This is a genomic window from Nonomuraea sp. C10, from assembly GCF_008017515.1.
Classification (GTDB): Bacteria; Actinomycetota; Actinomycetes; order Streptosporangiales; family Streptosporangiaceae; genus Nonomuraea; species Nonomuraea ferruginea.
On sequence record NZ_VPFF01000001.1, the window covers coordinates 2077027 to 2095187 of the forward strand.

Consider the following 18161-nt stretch of genomic DNA (forward strand, 5'->3'; position numbering starts at 1 on the left):
CTCAGGCGGGCAGCGCGGCCAGGAGGAAGGCGAGGCGGGCGGCGGCGGCCTCCACGTCGTCGGCGGTGCCGAGACGGTAACCCCATGAGGTGATGAAACTTCCATCCTCGGAACAGGTGACGCTCTCGGCGAGCGTGGCCGAGAAGCGGTTGCGCACCGAGACGTAGGCGGGGTCGCTGGCCAGCGACACATGCTGAACCGACAGGTCAGCGTGACGACCCGCATGCCAAGCGAATTGCTCGAGGCAGAGCGCGGAATCCAGCATCATGCATCACCTCCGCAACGTCTCGGGCAAAGAATTGCACGATCTTGATAGGAGGGCAAGCAATTGCGCCGGTTAATGTGATGAATGTTTTCGATACTGGTCAAGAACCTTGATGATGATGTCACGGCCAGGTTCGTCGAATTGTGCCGCCTCGGCGAAGTCCTCGAAGGCGTTGGTGTAGAAGGCGACGTCGTCCGGATCGCGGAAGAGCAGGTCCTTCGTCAGGGTGCCGACGGTGACCAGGGCCTCGTTGAAGATCCAGAAACCGTGCACCGGATTGGCCGGCAGCTCCCGGGTGAACGGGACGACGCCGAACTCGACGTTGGGCAGCGTGCTGACGGCGAGCAGCCGGTCGAGCTGGCCGCGCATGACGTCGGCCGGGGCGAGCCGGGTGTGCAGGGCGGCCTCCAGCACCACGAAGCGGAACGTGCGTGAGCGGTCGTAGAGGATCTCCTGGCGCTGCATGCGCACCCGCACCGCCGCGTCGATCTGGTCGGGCGCGCTGTAGAGGCGCTTGACCTTGCTGAACACGTGGCGCGCGTACTCGGCCGTCTGCAGCAGGCCGACCAGGATGCCCGGCTCGAAGGCGCGGAACAGCTTGGTGCGCGCCTCCAGGTCGCGCAGGTCCTCCTGGATGGCGGCCAGGCCGCTGCGGTGGCGCTGCTTCCAGCCGTCGTGCCGCTCCAGCAGCGCGATGGCCTGGGTGATGAGCTCGTCGGTGGTCTCCGGAGAGGCGGACACCGCCTGGGCCCACACCACCACGTCGTCCTCCGTCGCCGTCTGGCGGGCGTTCTCCAGGCGGGAGACCTTGGACGGCTGCCAGCGCAGCCGCTCGGCCAGCTCCTTGCCGGACAGGTGCGCCGACTCGCGCAACTGGCGGAGCTGGCTGCCGAGGTCGATGCGCGCCTGCTGAAACGAGCTCACGTCGCTAGAGGCTAGACCTGTGATCCCGGATCATGCCAGGCCTGTTCGCGCAATTGTGATCAGCCGGTCGCTGGTTGTACGGGGGCACTGCCCTGGAAAGCGGTTGCCGTGATTTCGGGCAGGACCCGGGCCGCGATTTCGGTGAGCAGCTCGCGCGGCACCTCGACCGCCGTCTCGCCGTCGAGCACGTCACGCAGGTCCGCGAGCGCCTCGGGGTCCGAGACCTGAAGTCCCTGGACGACGATCGTGCCGCGATCCGTCTCGTAGAGGGTGGGGCAGGCGCCCGCCTCCGACGTGGACCCAAGGAACCGCATCCGCATGACGACCCTTCCCCGAACTACGCGGCAATTGCGCGCAATTGTACGGTCCGTGGGCTGCCCTGTGATCGTTTTTCGGGAAAATCAGGATATTGGATGTTATGTGGGTGATTCGAGAGAGTTACGCATGATGTGCCCTGCACGGGCGAAGAGGTCGAGTGTGGCGGCATGCAGCAGGTCACCGATGTCCTTGGGGGCTTTCCCGGCGAATGCCCTCGCATGGGTGCCTTCGAGCACGATGCCCAGCTTGAAGCACGCCATGACCGCGTACCAGTCGATGGCGGACAGATCGCGGTCGGACAGCGCCGCGTAGCAGTCGACGATCTCGCGCGGCGAGGCCAGTCCGGGGACGTAACCGTCGGCCATGGGCCACATCGCCACCAGCCACCCGAGGTCGAGCAGCGGATCGCCGATCGTGCACATCTCCCAGTCGACGATGGCCGCCACGCGCGGGCCGTCGGGCGCGAACATCAGGTTCGCGAAGTGGAAGTCGCCGTGCATGATCCCCGGCCGGAACGAGGCGGGCCTGTTGCTCTCCAGCCAGCGCGCCGTCTCCTCCAGGCCGGGGATGTCAGGCCCCGGATAGCCGGCGAGCTCGCCGTAGGAGTCGAGCTCGCGCATCCAGCGCGGCACCTGGCGCTCCAGGAACCCTTCAGGCCGGCCGAAGCCCGGCAGCAGGCCCGGGTCCACCCGGCCCAGCTCGGCCAGCGCCGAGGCCGCCTCCAGCGCCATCCGGTGGCGGATGGCGGCGTCGCTCGCGTGCGGCTCCGGCAGCCCGGTCGAGGGGTTGAACCCGTCGACCGGCTCCATCAGGTAGAAAACCGGCTCCCGCACGGCCTGCGCGGCCACCAGCCGGGGCGCCGCGACCGGCGTGTCGCGCAGCGCGGCCAGCACGCGGGCCTCGCGCCGCAGCACCTCGTTGCTCTTGGCCCGCGCGTGCTGCGGCGGCCTGCGCAGGATGTACGGGACCCCGCCGCGCTCGAAGCGGACCATCACGTTCTGGGTGCCGCCGGAGACCGGCGCGACCGCCGTGATCGGGCCTCCGGGCAGGCCCTGCTCGTCCATCCAGGCGCCGAGCTCATCGAGGTCGACGGCGCTGACGTCGATATGGGTGGAGGACATGGCCGCCTTTCGACCCGAATCACATTCTGGAAAGCCTCATCCTAACGCTGCGAAGTCACCCGAGCGCTTGCATGAACGGCAGGAACTGCCGCGACCGGTCGCCGGGCAGGTCGCCGCCCCGCACCATCAGCGACACCTCCCACGGAGCGCCGACGCCGTGCTCGCCGGCCCACCGCGTCAGGCCGTCCTGTGCCAGGTCGAGGTCCATCCGCACCTCGCCGCCCGCGTCCAGGGCCAGGTCGCCGATCAGGGCGCGGGCGGTCTCCTCGTCGCGGGCCACGACCGGGCCGATCACCACGTTGTCGTCGTTGCGCCAGCAGTGGCCGAACCCGCCCTCGGCCACCCGCACCCGCTTCCCGAACCCGGCCATGCGGCGCAGCAACGCCGACCGGTCCGTGCCGAACACCTCCGCGTCCAGCGCCAGGATCGCGCCGAGATCCGACTCCGTGGCGACCCGGGTGCGGCCCGAGGGCGCGCCGCGGAAGACGCCGGTGCGCCTGGCCACCCGGCCGGCCGTGCGGAACCCGAGGCTCTCGTACAGCGGTCTGCCGTACTCGGTGGCGTGCAGCGACACGACGCGGTCGCCGGCCCGCGCGAGCACGTGCTCCATCAGCCCGCGGGCCATCCCCTTGCGGGCGTACCTGGCGGCGGTGAGCACCATGCTGACGACCGCGTGGCCGTCGCCGTAACGGGTCAGGACGGTCGTGGAGGCCAGGCCGTCGCCGTCGGGCGCGTCGATCCCGTACACCTCGCCGACCTCGAACAGCAGCGTCCACTTGTGCCGCTCCGGCAGCCAGCCGCGGTCCTCGGCCAACCGGCCGCAGTCGTCCAGGTCGTCGAGGGTCAATCGGCGCACCGGCATGCCGGTCATCCTCGTGTACGGGGACATACCGGCTCAAATGGTTTACACGAGGCGCGCGGGCACCTCCACCGGGCAGGCACGCAGCTCCTCGCCGAGCGCCTTGGCCTGGGGGTCCATGCGCGGGCTGGCGGCCACGCCGCGGCCGAGCAGCCCGTGGATCACGAAGTTCAGCGCGTTGAGGTTGGGCAGCGCGTAGCGGTCGACTCGGTACGGGGCCAGCTCGGGCAGCAGGGACTTCAGGCGCTCGGTGGTGAGCTGGGCGGCCAGCCAGGCGTAGCGCTCGGGAGTGGTGGTCCACACGCCCAGGTTGGCGTTGCCGCCCTTGTCCCCCGACCGCGCCCCGGCGATCCGCCCCAGCGGCATCCGCACACTCGCCCCGCCTTCCAGACGTTCGGGCGTCTCCGGCTCCCGGGGTGGCGGCGGCGCGTCCGTGGGCTCGCCGACGTCCTCGGGGGCGTCCAGCGGGACCCGCTCGCCGTCCATGTACACCTCGGGGCGGACCTCCGACGCCGGCACCAGGACAGGCCAGTAGACGCCGTACGGGGACGCCGGGCCTGGAGGGGTGAGACCGTAGAAGCCGGGGTAGCCGGCGAGGCCCGTCTCCACCACGGCGGAGGAGAACGCCCGGCCCGCCTTGCGCTGGTCGGCGTCCATGACCGTGATCCTGAGCAGGCCGTGGCCGGTGAGCGTGACGTCCACGTGGTCGAAGGAGTCCTTCGGGATCCGCGCCCAGATCGTCTCCTCCGCCACCCGGGCCTTGTCCTCGATGTCGAGCCCGGTGAGCACGAGGGTCATCGTGTTGCGGTAACCGGCCAGGTAGTTGACCGCGACCTTGAGCGTGTCAGGCGGCGGCTCGCCGCGGGCGCCCGTGACACGGACCCGGTCGGGGCCGTCGGACGACAGGGCGACGGTGTCGAACCTGGCCACCACGTCGGGGCCGGGGTAGCGCGGGCCCGCGATCTCGTACAGCAGCTGCGCCGTGACCGTGCCCACCGAGACCAGCCCGCCCGTGCCGGGGTGCTTGGTGATCACGCACGAGCCGTCGGCGTGCAGCTCGGCGATCGGGAAGCCGCAGCGGGCCAGGTCCGGGACGTCCTGGAAGAACGCGTAGTTGCCGCCCGTCGCCTGGCAGCCGCACTCGATGATGTGGCCGGCGACCACCGATCCCGCCAGCGGGTCGAGATCGGCGGGCCCCCAGCCGTACCGCCAGATGCCCGGACCCGTCACCAGGGCCGCGTCCGTGACGCGGCCGGTGACCACGACGTCGGCGCCCGCCGACAGGGCGGCGGCGATCGGCCGGCCGCCCAGGTAGGCGTTGGCCGTGAGCGGGGTGGCCGTGAGGCGCTCGCCGGTGTCGGCGTTGACCAGGTCCAGGTCGCGGCCGGTGAGATCGTCGCCGGTGACGTGCGCGACCCTGGGGGAGAGGCCGAGCCTGGCGGCGAGCTCGCGCACCGCGTCGGCGCAGCCCGCCGGGTCGAGGCCGCCCGCGTTGGACACGATCTTGATGCCGCGCTCCAGGCAGGCGCCGAGGACGTCCTCCAGTTGACGCAGGAACGTCGGCGCGTAGCCGGGCCGGCCCTTGAGCCGGTTGCCGGCCAGGATGAGCATGGTCAGCTCGGCCAGCCAGTCGCCGGTGAGCACGTCGATCGGGCCGCCCTCGACCATCTCGCGGGCCGCCGACAGCCGGTCGCCGTAGAAGCCGCTGCAGTTGGCCACCCGGAGCACAGAGTGGTCCACAGCGCGATCCACCGGATGACTCACGGGACCCAGCGGGGCGGGCGCTTGTCCATGAAGGCGGCGATGCCCTCCTGCCCCTCCTCGGAGGTGAACCGCTCGGCCGACAGGGCGGCCATCCGGCGCACGCCCTCCTCGAACGACACCCCCGGCAGCTCGCAGAGCAGCATCTTGGTGATCGCCAGCGACTCGGGACCGCCCTTGACCAGCATGCCGGTGTAGTGGCGCACGGTCGCGTCCAGCTCCGCCTCGGGCACCGCCCGGTTGAGCAGGCCGATCTCCACCGCCCTGGCCGCGTCGAACACCTCGCCGGTCAAGAGGTACTCCGACGCCGCCCGCGGGTTCACCTTGCGCAGCACCGGCACCGCGATCATGGCGGGCACCACGCCGAGCCGCACCTCCGAGAACGCGAACGACGCCGTGTCGGGCGCGATCGCGACGTCGCACGCCGTCACCAGGCCGATGCCGCCGGCGCGGGCGGTGCCGTTGAGGCGGCAGACCACCGGCTTCGGGCTGTGCCAGATCATGGTCAGGATGTCCGGCAGCGACGTGGTCACCGGCGCGGCGTCCGGGTCGCGCTGCTCCTTCAGGTCCGCGCCCGAGCAGAACACCGGACCGGCGCCGGTGAGCACGATCACCCGCGCCGCGTCGTCGGCGATCGCCTGCTTCAGGTGGGACTCCAGGTCGCCCAGCAGCCTGGTGGACAACGCGTTGCGGTTCTTCGGCGAGTCCAGGGTCACGGTCGCGACCCCGTGCTCAAGGTCGCTGTGCACCAGCTCCGTCATCGTCACTCTCCCTGATCACCGCCAGCACGGCGCCCGCGTCGACCTGCCGGCCCTTCTCCACGTGCACGGTCGCGACCACGCCCGCCGCGGGGGCGGTGACCGCGTGTTCCATCTTCATCGCTTCGAGCACCAGGATCGGGGTGCCCTTCGCCACCCGGTCACCCGGCTCCACCTCCACCCGCAGCACGCTGCCCGGCATCGGGGCCAGCAGCGAGCCGGGGGCGACGTGCTCCACCGGCTCCGGCAGGCGTGGCACGGGCGTCAGCACGGCGGCGCCCTCCGGCCCGTCGGCGTACACCTTCCCGTCCCCGTACCAGCACACCTCGAACGCCCGCCGCACCCCGTCCGTCTCCAGGACCACTCGATACGCCCCGCCGTCGGAGCCGGTCCGGACAACGGGCAGAGGGGTCACCGCGACCACGGCGGTGCCGGGCGGGAGGGGGTCGTAGGTGGCCTCGGTCTCCTCGAAGCGGGCCGTACGAGGCTGCGAGCGGACGTTGCGCCAGCCGGAGGGAAGGCTGCGCAGGACCGGGGCGCGGTCGCGGCCGGCGCGGGCCATGGCCAGGGCGGCGGCCAGCGCCTCCCGGGCGCCGGGAGGCGGGGGAGGCAAGGGCGGATGCTCGTCGAGGAAGCCGGTGTGGGTGTCGCCTCGCTCGAAAGCAGGATTTTTCAGGACCTGGAGGAGCATGTCCCGGTTGGTGGTGACCCCGTGGAGGCGGGCGCCCCGCAGGGCGGAGGCCAGCTTCCGCACCGCCTCGCCGCGCGTCGCACCGTACCCGACGATCTTGGCCAGCATGGGGTCGTAGTGCGGGGACACCACCGACCCGCTCTCCACCCCCGCGTCCACCCGCACCGCGCCGGTCACCTCGAACCGGTGCAGCACCCCCGACTGCGGCAGGTACGCGAGGTCCTCGGCGTACAGCCGGGCCTCCACCGCGTGCCCGCGCGGCTCGGGCGGGGCCTCCGGCAGGCGGGCGCCCTCGGCCACCTCCAGTTGCAGGCGGACCAGGTCGACCCCGTAGACCAGCTCGGTCACCGGATGCTCGACCTGCAGCCGGGTGTTCACCTCCAGGAACGCCACCCGATCGCCCGCCACCAGGAACTCGACCGTCCCCGCCCCGGTGTACCCGATGGCGCGGGCGGCGCGCACGGCCGCGTCCGCCAGCCGGGCCCGCAGCTCCGGCGTCACCGCCGGCGACGGGCACTCCTCGACGACCTTCTGGTGCCTGCGCTGGACGCTGCACTCCCGCTCGCCCAGCGCCCACACGGTGCCGTGGCCGTCGGCCAGCACCTGCACCTCGACGTGCCTGGCCCGCTCCAGCAGCGGCTCGACGAACACGCCGCCGTCGCCGAACGCCGCCTCCGCCTCCCGCCGCGCCGACTCCACCTGCCGAGCCAGGTCCGCGGGGTCGCGCACCACCCGCATGCCGCGCCCGCCGCCGCCCGCCGACGCCTTCACCAGCACCGGGAACTCCCCGGGCGCGGCCGGGTCGAGCGTCGGCAGCACCGGCACCCCGGCCTCCGCCATCAGCCGCTTGGCCCCGGTCTTCGAGCCCATCGCCGCGATGGCGTCCGGCGGCGGCCCGACCCAGGTCAGGCCCGCGTCCAGCACGGCACGGGCGAAGGCCGCGTTCTCCGACAGGAATCCGTAGCCGGGATGGACCGCGTCCGCCCCCGACACCCGGCACGCCTCGATCACCCGGTCGATCGCCAGATACGTCCCGGCGGGCTTCACCCCGCTCAGCCGCACCGCGAGATCGGCCTCCGCCACGTGCGGCGCGTCCGCGTCCGCGTCGGAGTAGAGAGCCACGGTCTCGACGCCCAGCTCACGGCAGGTACGGAAGACGCGGCGGGCGATCTCGCCCCGGTTCGCCACCAGCAGACGCCTGATCATGGCCGGAACACCCCGAACCCGGCCGGCTCCGGCACCGGCGCGCTGTTGACCGCCGACAGGCACAGGCCGAGCACCGTACGGGTGTCACGCGGGTCGATCACCCCGTCGTCGTAGAGCCTGCCCGACAGGAAGAACGGCAGCGACTCCGCCTCCACCTGCGCCTCCACCATCGCCCGCATCGCCGCGTCGGCCTCCTCGTCGTACACCTGGCCGCGCGCCCCGGCCGCGGCGCGGCCGACGATCGACAGCACCCCGGCGAGCTGCGCCGGCCCCATCACCGCCGACTTCGCGCTCGGCCAGCTGAACAGGAACCTGGGCCCGTACGCGCGACCGCACATGCCGTAGTTGCCCGCCCCGTACGAGGCGCCCATGACCACGGTCAGGTGCGGCACGGTCGAGTTGGACACCGCGTTGATCATCATCGCGCCGTGCTTGATGATGCCGCCCTGCTCGTACTCCTTGCCGACCATGTAGCCGGTGGTGTTCTGCAGGAAGACCAGCGGGGTGCGGGTCTGGTTGGCGAGCTGGATGAACTGGGTGGCCTTCTGCGCCTCCTCGCTGAACAGCACCCCGCGGGCGTTGGCCAGGACGCCCACCGGATAGCCGTGCAGCCGGGCCCAGCCCGTCACGAGCGACGCCCCGTACAGCGGCTTGAACTCCTCGAACGCGCTGCCGTCGACCACCCGGGCGATCACCTCGCGCGGGTCGAACGGCACCTTCAGGTCCTCCGGCACGATCCCCAGCAGCTCCTCCGCCGGGTACGCGGGCTCCCGCACCGGGTACGGTTCGGCGCCCTGCTTGCGCCAGTGGAGCGAGCCGACGACGCGGCGGCCGATGCGCAGCGCGTCGTGCTCGTCGGCGGCGAGGTAGTCGGCCAGGCCGCTCACCCGGGCGTGCATCTCGGCCCCGCCCAGCGACTCGTCGTCGGACTCCTCGCCGGTCGCCATCTTCACCAGCGGCGGCCCGCCCAGGAACACCTTGGCGCGCTCGCGCACCATCACCGTGTAGTCGCTCATCCCCGGGACGTACGCGCCGCCGGCCGTGGAGTTGCCGAACACCAGCGCGATCGTCGGGATCCCGGCGGCCGACAGCCGCGTCAGGTCGCGGAAGATCCGGCCGCCCGGGATGAAGATCTCCTTCTGGGTCGGCAGGTCGGCGCCGCCGCTCTCCACGAGGTTCACGTACGGCAGGCGGTTCTCGAAGGCGATGTCGGCGGCCCGCAGCGTCTTGCGCAGCGTCCACGGGTTGGACGCGCCGCCCCTGACCGTCGGATCGTTCGCGCTGATCAGGCACTCGACGCCCTCGATCACCCCGATGCCGGTCACCACGCTCGCCCCCACCGGGAAGTCGCTGCCCCAGGCGGCCAGCGGTGACAGCTCAAGGAACGGCGAGTCGGGGTCGACGAGCAGCTCGATCCGCTCGCGGGCGAGCAGCTTGCCGCGCCGGCGGTGGCGCTCGACGTACTTGGCGCCGCCGCCCGCGACCGCCTTGGCGTGCTCGGCGTCCAGCTCCGCCAGCTTGGCGAGCATCGCCTCGCGGCGGCGCGCGTAGTCGTCCGCGCCGGGGTCGAGCCTGCTGATGATCACGCTTCCTCCCCGGAACCTGACGGCGGCGTCAGCCCGATGGCCCGCGCCCACAGCCGCGTGAGATGGTCCACGGCGGCCTCCTCGCTCGCCCGCTCGCCGAGGTCCAGCCACACGTGCGCGAACTGCTCCACCATGCCGCCGAGCATGATCGCGGTCAGCCTGGGGTCGAGCGACGCGTCGGCCAGGCCCTGCTGCTGCAGCCGCCGCAGCCCCTCCTCGCCGCGCCGCACGAACACCTCGCGCAGCTCCAGCAGCAGGCCGCCGAACCGGTCGTCGACGGTGGCCGCGTGCTCCAGCATCCGCACCAGGCGCGAGTTCGCCGACCAGGCCCGCAGGTAGAGCCGGTTGGCGGCGGCTATCCGCGCGTACGGGTCGGCGGGCGCGGACGGGCCGACCACGTTCGCCGCGAACATCTCGCCCACCACCGCCTCCGCGACCTCGGCGAACAGCGCCTCCTTGGAGTCGAAGTACGTGTAGAACGTGCCATGGGAGACCCCGGCCCGCGCGCACACGTCGTCGACCCGTACCCCGTCGTACCCGCACTCCTCGAACGCGTCCCGCCCCGCCGTGAGGAGAGCGGCGCGGGTCCGCTTCCCCCGCTGGGTCAGAGACTTGACGATCACGTCAGGAACGGTAGCGCCATCCTGCCCGCATGAGAAGGGCCGCACCCCCGGAGGGAGCGCGGCCCGCGAGGCTCGCGGCTCAGCCGCAGTGGCTCCAGCCGGACTTCCAGCTCACGCCCTCGAAGGTGCCGCCCCAGATGACGCACTTCTTCTTGGCGGCCAGCCGGATCGGGCCGGCGTGCCGGGTGAAGCGGCCCGGGTCGTCGGCCTGCGCGCCGCCCTTGACCTGGAGGTGGGCGCTCATCGCGACCTTGTCGGTATGCACGTAGAGCGACTTGGTCACCACGCAGTTCTTGCCCTGACCGGTGTGGTAGAGCAGGTAGATCATGGCAGTGTCCCGGCCGGACTTGTCGGCGAGCTTGCGCTGGTTGATCACCTTGTAGCCGGTGCCGCAGAGGGCGACCACGTTCGTGGTGTTCTTGACCAGCGGCTTGGGTCGCGGCTTGGTCGGCAGGTCCGTCTGCTCGCCGCCGCTCGTGGGCTGCGTCGTCGGCTCCAGGTCCGGCTCGACGAGGGTGTTCCGCTTCTTCTTCTTTTTCGTGGGCGACGGCGACGATGACGGCTTGGTGGTCGTCGGGCGGGTGGTGGGGACCGTGATCGTGTCGGGCCTGGCGGTGGCCTCGTCGGTCTTCTTCTTCCGGGTCTTGGTCGGCTTCGGCTCCTCCAGGTCCGGGGTGGGGACCGGGGAGTACGTGTCCGGGGTCGGCGGGGGCTGGGACGCGGGGGCCGTGGAGGCGGTGGCGTTGTCCACGTTCATCACGGGCGTGGATTTGGCGTTGGCCTGCACCACGACGGCGCCGACCACCACCAGCAGCGCCGCGGCCGCGGCTCCGGAGAGCGCGAACGTGAGCGACCGCCGCTGCTTGGACATCGGCTCACGCGGCGCCCGCCCAGGACCTTGCTGCCCGGGACCTTGCTGCCCGGGACCTTGCTGACCGGGGCCGAAAGGCCCGCCCTGCCCCGGTCCGCCTTGGCCCGCGGATCCCGGGTGCCCCGGTCCGCCCTGGCCCGCGGATCCCGGTCCGCCTTGCGCGACAGGACCGGCGTGTCCAGGGCCGCCCTGGCCGTGGGCGGCGGGTCCCGCCTGGCCGGGATGCTGCGCCCCCGGGAACGGAGGCTGGGCGCCCATGCCGGGCGACCCGTGCATCGCCGGGTGCCCGCCGGGAGCGCCGCCGCCGGTGGTCTCGGGCGCGCCTCCGGGCGGGCCGTACGCGCCCGTGTGCGGCATGGCGTCGGCCGCGGCCCCAGGCATCCACGGATTCTGCGGACCGCTAGGTCCGGGCTGCACGCCCGGCTGGCCCGTCCCAGGCTGACCGGCCGGGTATCCCGTGCCAGGCTGAGCGCCCGGCTGGCCTGTCCCAGGCTGAGCGCCCGGCTGGCCTGTCCCAGGCTGGGCGCCCGGCTGGCCCGCTCCGGGCTGGGCGCCCGGCTGGCCCGCTCCGGGCTGGGCGGCCAGGTGGCCCGACCCAGGTTGGCCCGGTCCGGGTTGGTTCGTGCCGGGATGGGCGGCCAGGTGGGCTGCTGCCGCGTGGCCTGGGTGGGCGGGGGTCTGCCGCGTTCCAAGGCCCTCGGAGGGGCCCGCGCCGAAGGGGGTGGCTCCTTCGGGGGAGGGGTACGGGGCGGGCTCGTAGGGGCGCTGGGCCTGAGGGCCCGAGACCGGTTCGATGGCCGCGTTGGGCGCCGGCTGGCCCGTCAGCTCGACGATCAGCCGGTCGGCCGACGGCCGCTGGCCGGGGTCCTTCGACAGGCAGAGCGCCACCAGTTCGGCCAGCCGCCCCTCCATGCCGCCGAGCTGCGGCTCCTGGTGGAGGATGCGGTTCATCACCACCGGGATCGAGTCGGCGCCGAAGGCCGGCTTGCCGGTGGCGGCGTACACCATGGTGACGCCCCACGCGAACACGTCCGCCGCCTCCGACACCGGCGCGGTGCCGGTGAGCTGCTCGGGCGCGAGGTAGGACGGGGTGCCCATGGCCATGCCGGTCGCGGTCGCGCCGGGCGCGTCGAGGGCGCGGGCGATGCCGAAGTCGATCACCACGGGCCCTTCGGGGCCCATGAGCACGTTGGCTGGCTTGAAGTCGCGGTGCAGGATGCCCGCCCGGTGGATGGCCGCCAGGGCGGTCGCGGTGCTGATCGCGAGCCGTTCGAGCGCCGCCCCCCGGCGCGGGCCCTCGTTGATCACCAGCTCACGCAGCGACGGCCCCTGCACGAACTCGCTGACGATGTACGGCCGGCTGCCCTCCAGGTCGGCGTGGAGCACCGGCGCGGTGCAGAACCGGGCGACCCGCTGGGCCACCGCGACCTCGCGCAGGAAGCGGCTCCTGGCTTCCGGGTCGGCCGCCAGGGCATTGTGCAGAAGCTTGACGGCGACCTGCTCGCCGGACGCCGTCCGGCCAAGGTAGACCACCCCCTGGCCACCCTCGCCTAGCCGGGCGACGATCTCGAACGCGCCCAGCCGTTGCGGGTCGTCCGCCATCAACGGCTGGAACTGACTCACCCCGGACCCCCATACAGAACGATCGCTGGGGCAAAACGCTACCAGCGTGACTATTGGTATGAGTCGCTACCTGGAATATCTTCTCTGTCTGACGCTCGCGTGTCAGCGTTTTCACGCAGGTCGTTACGGGATTCGCGGCCGAGGTCACGTCTTGGTGAACAACCGGCCACCGGTCAGATCGCCTTGCCCGGGTTGAGGATGTTCAGCGGGTCGAAGACGGCCTTGATGCCGTGCTGCACCTCCCGCGCCACCGGCCCCGTCTCCAGCGCCAGCCAGCGCCGCTTGAGCACGCCGACCCCGTGCTCGCCGGTGAGCGTGCCGCCCAGCTCCAGGGCCCGCGTGAACACCTCGTCCGCCGCGGCCCACACCTCGGGCGGCGGCTCGCTCGTACCGTGCTCGAAGACGAACACCGGGTGCAGGTTGCCGTCGCCGGCGTGCGCCACGGTGCAGATGCGCACGCCGTGCCGGGCGGCGGCGGCCTCGATCGCGCCGATCATGTCGGGCAGCACCGAGCGGGGCACGCACACGTCCTCGACCAGGCACGCGCCGAGCCGCTCCTTGGCCTGGTAGGCCATCCGGCGCAGCCCGATCAGCTCCTCGGTCTCCTGCGGGCTGGAGGAGACGGCCACGAACGTGGCGCCGTTGTCGAGGCAGAGCCGCTCCATGCGGGCGGCGGCGGCCTGGCCGTCGGAGGCGTCGGACTGGCCGATGAGCATGGCCATCGTGCCCGCCTCCAGGCCGATGTTGCGCCAGTCGTCGATGGCCTCCAGCGTGGCCCGGTCGAGCAGCTCCATCAGCGACGGCTGGCACCCCGCCGCCATGATCGCCGACACCGCCGCGCCCGCGTCGCGCAGCGAGCCGAACTCGGCCGCGAACGTCGCCGGCGCCGCCGCCGGGACCGGCCGCAGCCGCACGGTGGCGGCGGTGATCACGCCCAGCGTGCCCTCGGAGCCGACGAACAGGCCGGTCAGGTCATAGCCGGTGACGCCCTTCATGGTGCGCCGCCCGGTGTTCAGGATCCGCCCGTCGGCCAGCACCACCTCCAGCCCGAGCGCCGAGTCGCGGGTGACGCCGTACTTGACGCAGCGCAGCCCGCCCGCGTTCGTCGCCAGGTTGCCGCCGATCGTGGAGATCTCGTACGAGGAAGGGTCCGGCGCGTACATCAGCCCGTGCTCCCTGGCGGCCCGGTCGAGGTCGGCGGTGATCACGCCGGGCTCGGCCACGGCGATCTCGTCGGCGGGGGCGAGCTCCCTGATCTGGTCCATCCTGGCCAGGGAGAGGATGACCGCGCCGTCGCCCGCGGTCGCGCCGCCGGCGAGCCCGGTGCCCGCGCCGCGCGGCACGACCGGCACCCGGTGCTCGCTCGCCCAGCGCAGCGTGGCCACCACGTCGTCGCGCGAGCCGGCCAGCACCGCGGCGAGCGGTTTGCCGGGCTCCACGAACGTGCGGTCGCGGGCGTAGGAGTCGATCACGTCGGGGTCGGTCACGACCCGGCCGTCGGGCAGGGAACTCACCAGGGCGTCAATGGGTCTCACATGAAGAACCTTACGGTTTGCATGGAGTGTCGTTTTACGGAGAGACTGCGGCGGGTGGAAGTGAAGTGTCCGGCATGCGGGCTGGTAGATCAGGTCATCGCGGTGCCGGGGGTCGTGGCGGCGGGCACGACGTATCGGATCGGGCGGGTCAGGCTGCCCGGCGATCGTGAGGTCGCCGACCTGCCCTCGCGAGCCGCGCTGGGCGCGTCCAAACACCAGATGAGCCGTACGCAGCTCGCGGTCTGGTTGTCGTTCCCCAGCCGCCACTACACGCCCTGGACCAGGAACCAGGGGTACGTCCTGCTCGGCGTGGCGGCCCTGCTGCACCTGGTCGTGTCGCTGGTGATCGCGATGGGCAAGTTCTCCGGCTGGGCGGAGGTGCTGCTCGCGCCGTTCTGCCTGACCGGCGTGTTCTGGGGGGTCGGGCTGCTGCTCGTGCTCGGCGCGTACGGGGCGCGCAAGCGCGACGAGGCCGAGGGGCCCGCCCGGGAGAAGGCGTACGCCGTCTGGGAGAGCCTCTGCTACTGCTCCCGCGACAACGTCGCCTTCGAGCCCGGGGTCGACGTCACCTTCCACCCGCACGAGACGCGTCAGTACATCTTCGGCTTCCGGCCCCCCGCCGGGAAGCTCTGATCAGGCGCGCTCTTCCGCCACCAGCCGCACGCACACGGTCAGGCCGAGGATGGCCTGCTCCAGCTCGTCCAGCTCGGGGTAGGTGGGGGCGATCCGGATCACGCGGTCGTCCGGGTCCTCGCCGTACGGGTGGGTGGCCCCGGCGGGCGTGAGCGCGATGCCCGCCGCCTTGGCCCTGGCCACCACCTCGGCGGCGTGCGGCACCTCCAGGCTGATGAAGTAGCCGCCCCGCGGGCTGGTCCAGGTGGCGAGGCCGCCGAGCTCCTTGGTCAGCACCCGGTCGACCAGCTCGAACTTGGGCGCGATCAGCTCGGCGTGGCGGCGCATGTGGGCGGCCACCCCGTCGGCGTCGCGCAGGAACTCGACGTGGCGCAGCTGGTTGAGCTTGTCGGGCCCGATGGACTGCTTGCGGGTGTTGGCCAGGAACCACTCCACGTTCGCCGGGGACGAGCCGAAGAACGACACGCCCGCGCCGGCCAGCGTCACCTTGGAGGTGGAGCCGTACACGAGGGCCCGGTCGGGGTTGCCGTGGGCGGCGCAGAGCGCGAGCAGGTCGGCCAGCTCGGCCGGGGTGTCGGTGAGGTGGTGGACGGCGTAGGCGTTGTCCCAGAAGATCCGGAAGTCGGGGGCGGCCGCCGGCATGGCGGCGAGCCGGCGCACGGTCTCGTCGCTGTAGACGACGCCGGACGGGTTGCTGTACTTGGGCACGCACCACATGCCCTTGACCTTCGGGTCGCTCGCCACGAGCCGCTCGACGAGGTCCATGTCGGGGCCGTCAGGGCCCATCGGGACGGCCACCATCGTGATGCCGAGCCGCTCACAGATCGTGAAGTGGCGGTCGTAGCCGGGCACCGGGCACAGGAAGGTGATCTCGGGCTCCTCCACCCACCGCCGCTCGGCGCCCGGCACCTTGCCGAGCAGCGCGTGCACGACCGTGTCGTGCATGAGCGCGAGGCTGGCGTTGCCGCCCACCACGACCTGCGCCGGCGGCACCTGCAGCAGCGGGCCGAACAGCTCGCGCAGCTCGGGCAGGCCCTGCAGGTCGCCGTAGTTGCGGGCGTCGGTGCCGTCGGCCGCGTGGTAGGACTCCGGCAGCCTCAGCATGTCGTTGGAGAGGTCGAGCTGACGCGGCGACGGCTTCCCCCTGGTGAGGTCGAGCGAGAGCCCACGCTGGGCGAGGGCGGCGTAGTCACGCGAAGCGGTCACGAAATCTCTCCTCCGATCGGGTTGACACGAAGGATAGAAGATCCTGGGGCCGGTCCTGGCCCGCGTCCGCCATCCGAGAAGGGGACATATCGGCAATCTTCGAAAAACTCCTTCACGCACGTCGATCGTTGGCGTGGAATGGGTAGGCACGCCACCTCTACTGGAGGGAGCAGCCGTGACCACCGTTCGCGAGACCTCGATCGAACAGGTCAGGCGACGGCGCACCGGGACGGTCATCGCGTCCTGGCTGTCGACCACCGATCACAAGGTGATCGGCTACCTGTATCTGATCTCCTCGTTCGGGTTCTTCCTGATCGGCGGGGTCATGGCGATGATCATCCGGGCCGAGCTGGCGGCGCCGGGACTGCAGGTCGTCGACGCCGAGACCTACAACCAGATGTTCACCATGCACGGCACGATCATGCTGCTGCTGTTCGCCACCCCGCTGTTCGCCGGGTTCGCCAACGCGGTCATGCCGTTGCAGATCGGCGCGCCCGACGTGGCCTTCCCGCGGCTCAACGCGGTCAGCTTCTGGCTGTTCCTGTTCGGCGGCCTGATCGCGGTGGCCGGCTTCTTCACCCCGGGCGGGGCGGCGAGCTTCGGCTGGTTCGCCTACACGCCGCTGTCGTCGGCCACCTACTCGCCCGGCGTCGGCGGCGACCTGTGGATCATGGGGCTGGCCCTCGCCGGACTCGGCACGATCCTCGGCGCGGTCAACTTCATCACCACGATCATCGGCATGCGGGCGCCCGGCATGACCATGTTCCGGATGCCGATCTTCACCTGGAACGTGCTGCTGACCAGCATGCTCGTGCTGATGGCGTTCCCCGTGCTGGCCGCCGCGCTGCTGGTGCTGGAGTCGGACCGGCGGCTGGGCACCCAGGTGTTCGACCCGTCCAACGGCGGGCCGATCCTCTACCAGCACCTGTTCTGGTTCTTCGGCCATCCCGAGGTCTACATCATCGCGCTGCCGTTCTTCGGCATCATCACCGAGGTCATCCCGGTCTTCAGCCGCAAGCCGATCTTCGGTTACATCGGGCTGGTCGGCGCGACCATCGCCATCGCCGGGCTGTCCATGACCGTCTGGGCGCACCACATGTTCCCCACCGGGCAGGTGCTGCTGCCGTTCTTCTCCTTCATGACCTTCCTCATCGCGGTGCCGACCGGGGTGAAGTTCTTCAACTGGATCGGCACCATGTGGCGGGGACACCTGTCCTTCGAGGCGCCGATGATGTTCGCCATCGGGTTCCTCGTCACCTTCCTGCTCGGCGGGCTCACCGGCGTCATCCTGGGCTCGCCTCCCTTGGACTTCCAGGTCACCGACTCCTACTTCGTGGTGGCCCACTTCCATTACGTGGTGTTCGGCACGGTCGTGTTCGCCATGTTCGCCGGGTTCTACTTCTGGTGGCCCAAGATGACCGGGCGGATGCTCGACGACCGGCTCGGCCAGCTCCACTTCTGGACGCTGTTCATCGGCTTCCACACCACCTTCCTGGTGCAGCACTGGCTGGGCATGCTCGGGTTCCCGCGCCGCTACGCCGACTACTCGCCCGGCGACGGGTTCACCCTGCTCAACGAGATCTCCTCGGCGGGGGCGTTCCTGCTCGGCGCCTCGACGCTGCCGTTCCTCTACAACGTCTGGAGGACGGCCAGACGGGCGCCCAAGGTCACCGTCGACGACCCGTGGGGGTTCGCCGGCTCGCTGGAGTGGGCCACGAGCTGCCCGCCGCCCCGGCACAACTTCACCTTCATGCCGCCGATCCGCTCCGAACGGCCCGCCTTCGACCTGCACTACCCGCCCGACGACAAGCCGGAGCTGAAGGAGGCCCAGCAGGCCGCGATCAAGCGCCGCGAAACAAAGTGAGACCTTTCCCCCGAGAGGTCGCGGTGCTTCTGTTGATGTGACGATCCGCCCATTCAGTCGCCTGTCTAAGGAGATCGGCGATGACCGGCACCAAGATCCCCTTCACCCCCGAGACGGCCCCCTGCGGGAAGAAGTCGGGAGGCGAACGCCTCGTCGACGACGACGGCTACGGCCTCGTCATCCGCGACCAGTTCTTCGACTGCGGCTGCCGCCGGATCCGGCACGAGTACCACGACGGCAGCATCCACCTGTCCGCCGTCCGCCACGACGGCAGGCGGGTGAAGGACCCGATCCAGCCCGACCGCGGGAGCTGATCG

At 71.6% G+C, this 18161-nt stretch carries 16 protein-coding genes; 3 read left to right on the forward strand and 13 right to left on the reverse strand.

From position 1 onward, the window contains the following. Position 1 precedes the first annotated feature (1 nt). From FR742_RS09275 to FR742_RS09330, 12 genes are all read right to left on the reverse strand, one after another. Positions 2 to 268, reverse strand: coding sequence for a hypothetical protein (locus FR742_RS09275; RefSeq protein ID WP_148030571.1), 267 nt, complete (start codon positions 266 to 268; stop codon positions 2 to 4). A gap of 69 nt (positions 269 to 337) precedes the next feature. Then, entirely contained in the window at positions 338 to 1189 is an 852-nt protein-coding gene (locus tag FR742_RS09280; RefSeq protein WP_148030572.1) for a helix-turn-helix transcriptional regulator, read from the reverse strand. Positions 1190 to 1248: 59 nt separating this feature from the next. Beyond that, positions 1249 to 1503 carry a hypothetical protein gene (locus FR742_RS09285; protein WP_315970603.1) on the reverse strand — a complete coding sequence of 85 codons (255 nt, stop codon included), beginning with the start codon at positions 1501 to 1503 and terminating at the stop codon, positions 1249 to 1251. Positions 1504 to 1605: 102 nt separating this feature from the next. After that, positions 1606 to 2628: a phosphotransferase family protein gene (locus tag FR742_RS09290; RefSeq protein ID WP_148030574.1), complete on the reverse strand. Its 1023-nt coding sequence runs from the start codon at positions 2626 to 2628 to the stop codon at positions 1606 to 1608. A gap of 55 nt (positions 2629 to 2683) precedes the next feature. After that, a complete protein-coding gene (locus tag FR742_RS09295; RefSeq protein ID WP_148030575.1) occupies positions 2684 to 3517 on the reverse strand; it encodes a GNAT family N-acetyltransferase in 834 nt (277 codons plus the stop codon). A 15-nt stretch (positions 3518 to 3532) separates the two neighbouring features. Continuing rightward, the gene (locus tag FR742_RS09300) at positions 3533 to 5227 is read right to left on the reverse strand and encodes an acyclic terpene utilization AtuA family protein (RefSeq protein ID WP_261808439.1); all 1695 of its coding nucleotides are present in this window, start codon (positions 5225 to 5227) and stop codon (positions 3533 to 3535) included. Positions 5228 to 5247: 20 nt separating this feature from the next. Beyond that, on the reverse strand, positions 5248 to 6009 hold the full coding sequence (locus FR742_RS09305; protein WP_148030576.1) for an enoyl-CoA hydratase/isomerase family protein: 762 nt from the start codon (positions 6007 to 6009) through the stop codon (positions 5248 to 5250). After that, complete coding sequence (locus tag FR742_RS09310; RefSeq protein ID WP_148030577.1) at positions 5981 to 7903, reverse strand: biotin carboxylase N-terminal domain-containing protein; 1923 nt, start codon at positions 7901 to 7903, stop codon at positions 5981 to 5983. Before FR742_RS09310 ends, FR742_RS09305 begins: the two co-directional genes overlap by 29 nt. Continuing rightward, positions 7900 to 9432: an acyl-CoA carboxylase subunit beta gene (locus FR742_RS09315; RefSeq protein WP_148034438.1), complete on the reverse strand. Its 1533-nt coding sequence runs from the start codon at positions 9430 to 9432 to the stop codon at positions 7900 to 7902. The genes FR742_RS09310 and FR742_RS09315 overlap by 4 nt, the downstream gene beginning before the upstream one ends. A 53-nt stretch (positions 9433 to 9485) precedes the next feature. Beyond that, positions 9486 to 10112, reverse strand: coding sequence for a TetR/AcrR family transcriptional regulator (locus FR742_RS09320; protein WP_187281064.1), 627 nt, complete (start codon positions 10110 to 10112; stop codon positions 9486 to 9488). 79 nt (positions 10113 to 10191) lie between these two features. After that, positions 10192 to 12606, reverse strand: a complete 2415-nt coding sequence (locus FR742_RS09325; protein ID WP_261808440.1) for a serine/threonine-protein kinase — start codon at positions 12604 to 12606, stop codon at positions 10192 to 10194. 173 nt (positions 12607 to 12779) lie between these two features. Beyond that, positions 12780 to 14141: an FAD-binding oxidoreductase gene (locus tag FR742_RS09330; RefSeq protein ID WP_261808441.1), complete on the reverse strand. Its 1362-nt coding sequence runs from the start codon at positions 14139 to 14141 to the stop codon at positions 12780 to 12782. Positions 14142 to 14195: 54 nt separating this feature from the next. Here FR742_RS09330 and FR742_RS09335 point away from each other — a divergent pair, with 54 nt between their 5' ends. Further along, on the forward strand, positions 14196 to 14774 hold the full coding sequence (locus tag FR742_RS09335) for a hypothetical protein (RefSeq protein WP_148030579.1): 579 nt from the start codon (positions 14196 to 14198) through the stop codon (positions 14772 to 14774). On the opposite strand, the gene FR742_RS09340 is transcribed toward FR742_RS09335, so the two are convergent. Next, positions 14775 to 15980, reverse strand: a complete 1206-nt coding sequence (locus tag FR742_RS09340; RefSeq protein ID WP_148030580.1) for an aminotransferase class I/II-fold pyridoxal phosphate-dependent enzyme — start codon at positions 15978 to 15980, stop codon at positions 14775 to 14777. A gap of 175 nt (positions 15981 to 16155) precedes the next feature. Between FR742_RS09340 and ctaD the strand changes: the two genes are divergently transcribed. Continuing rightward, positions 16156 to 17844 (forward strand): cytochrome c oxidase subunit I, encoded by a 1689-nt coding sequence (gene ctaD, locus FR742_RS09345; RefSeq protein WP_148030581.1) that lies wholly within the window; start codon positions 16156 to 16158, stop codon positions 17842 to 17844. Between the two features lie 80 nt (positions 17845 to 17924). Beyond that, positions 17925 to 18158, forward strand: a complete 234-nt coding sequence (locus FR742_RS09350; protein ID WP_148030582.1) for a hypothetical protein — start codon at positions 17925 to 17927, stop codon at positions 18156 to 18158. Positions 18159 to 18161 lie beyond the last annotated feature (3 nt).

Bases quoted from the DNA above. Each gene is read 5' to 3' on its own strand.
- FR742_RS09275 (WP_148030571.1), bottom strand. From the start codon at position 268: ATGATGCTGGATTCCGCGCTCTGCCTCGAGCAATTCGCTTGGCATGCG.
- FR742_RS09285 (WP_315970603.1), bottom strand. From the start codon at position 1,503: ATGCGGTTCCTTGGGTCCACGTCGGAGGCGGGCGCCTGCCCCACCCTC.
- FR742_RS09290 (WP_148030574.1), bottom strand. From the start codon at position 2,628: ATGTCCTCCACCCATATCGACGTCAGCGCCGTCGACCTCGATGAGCTC.
- FR742_RS09295 (WP_148030575.1), bottom strand. From the start codon at position 3,517: ATGTCCCCGTACACGAGGATGACCGGCATGCCGGTGCGCCGATTGACC.
- FR742_RS09305 (WP_148030576.1), bottom strand. From the start codon at position 6,009: ATGACGGAGCTGGTGCACAGCGACCTTGAGCACGGGGTCGCGACCGTG.
- FR742_RS09310 (WP_148030577.1), bottom strand. From the start codon at position 7,903: ATGATCAGGCGTCTGCTGGTGGCGAACCGGGGCGAGATCGCCCGCCGC.
- FR742_RS09315 (WP_148034438.1), bottom strand. From the start codon at position 9,432: ATGCTCGCCAAGCTGGCGGAGCTGGACGCCGAGCACGCCAAGGCGGTC.
- FR742_RS09350 (WP_148030582.1), top strand. From the start codon at position 17,925: ATGACCGGCACCAAGATCCCCTTCACCCCCGAGACGGCCCCCTGCGGG.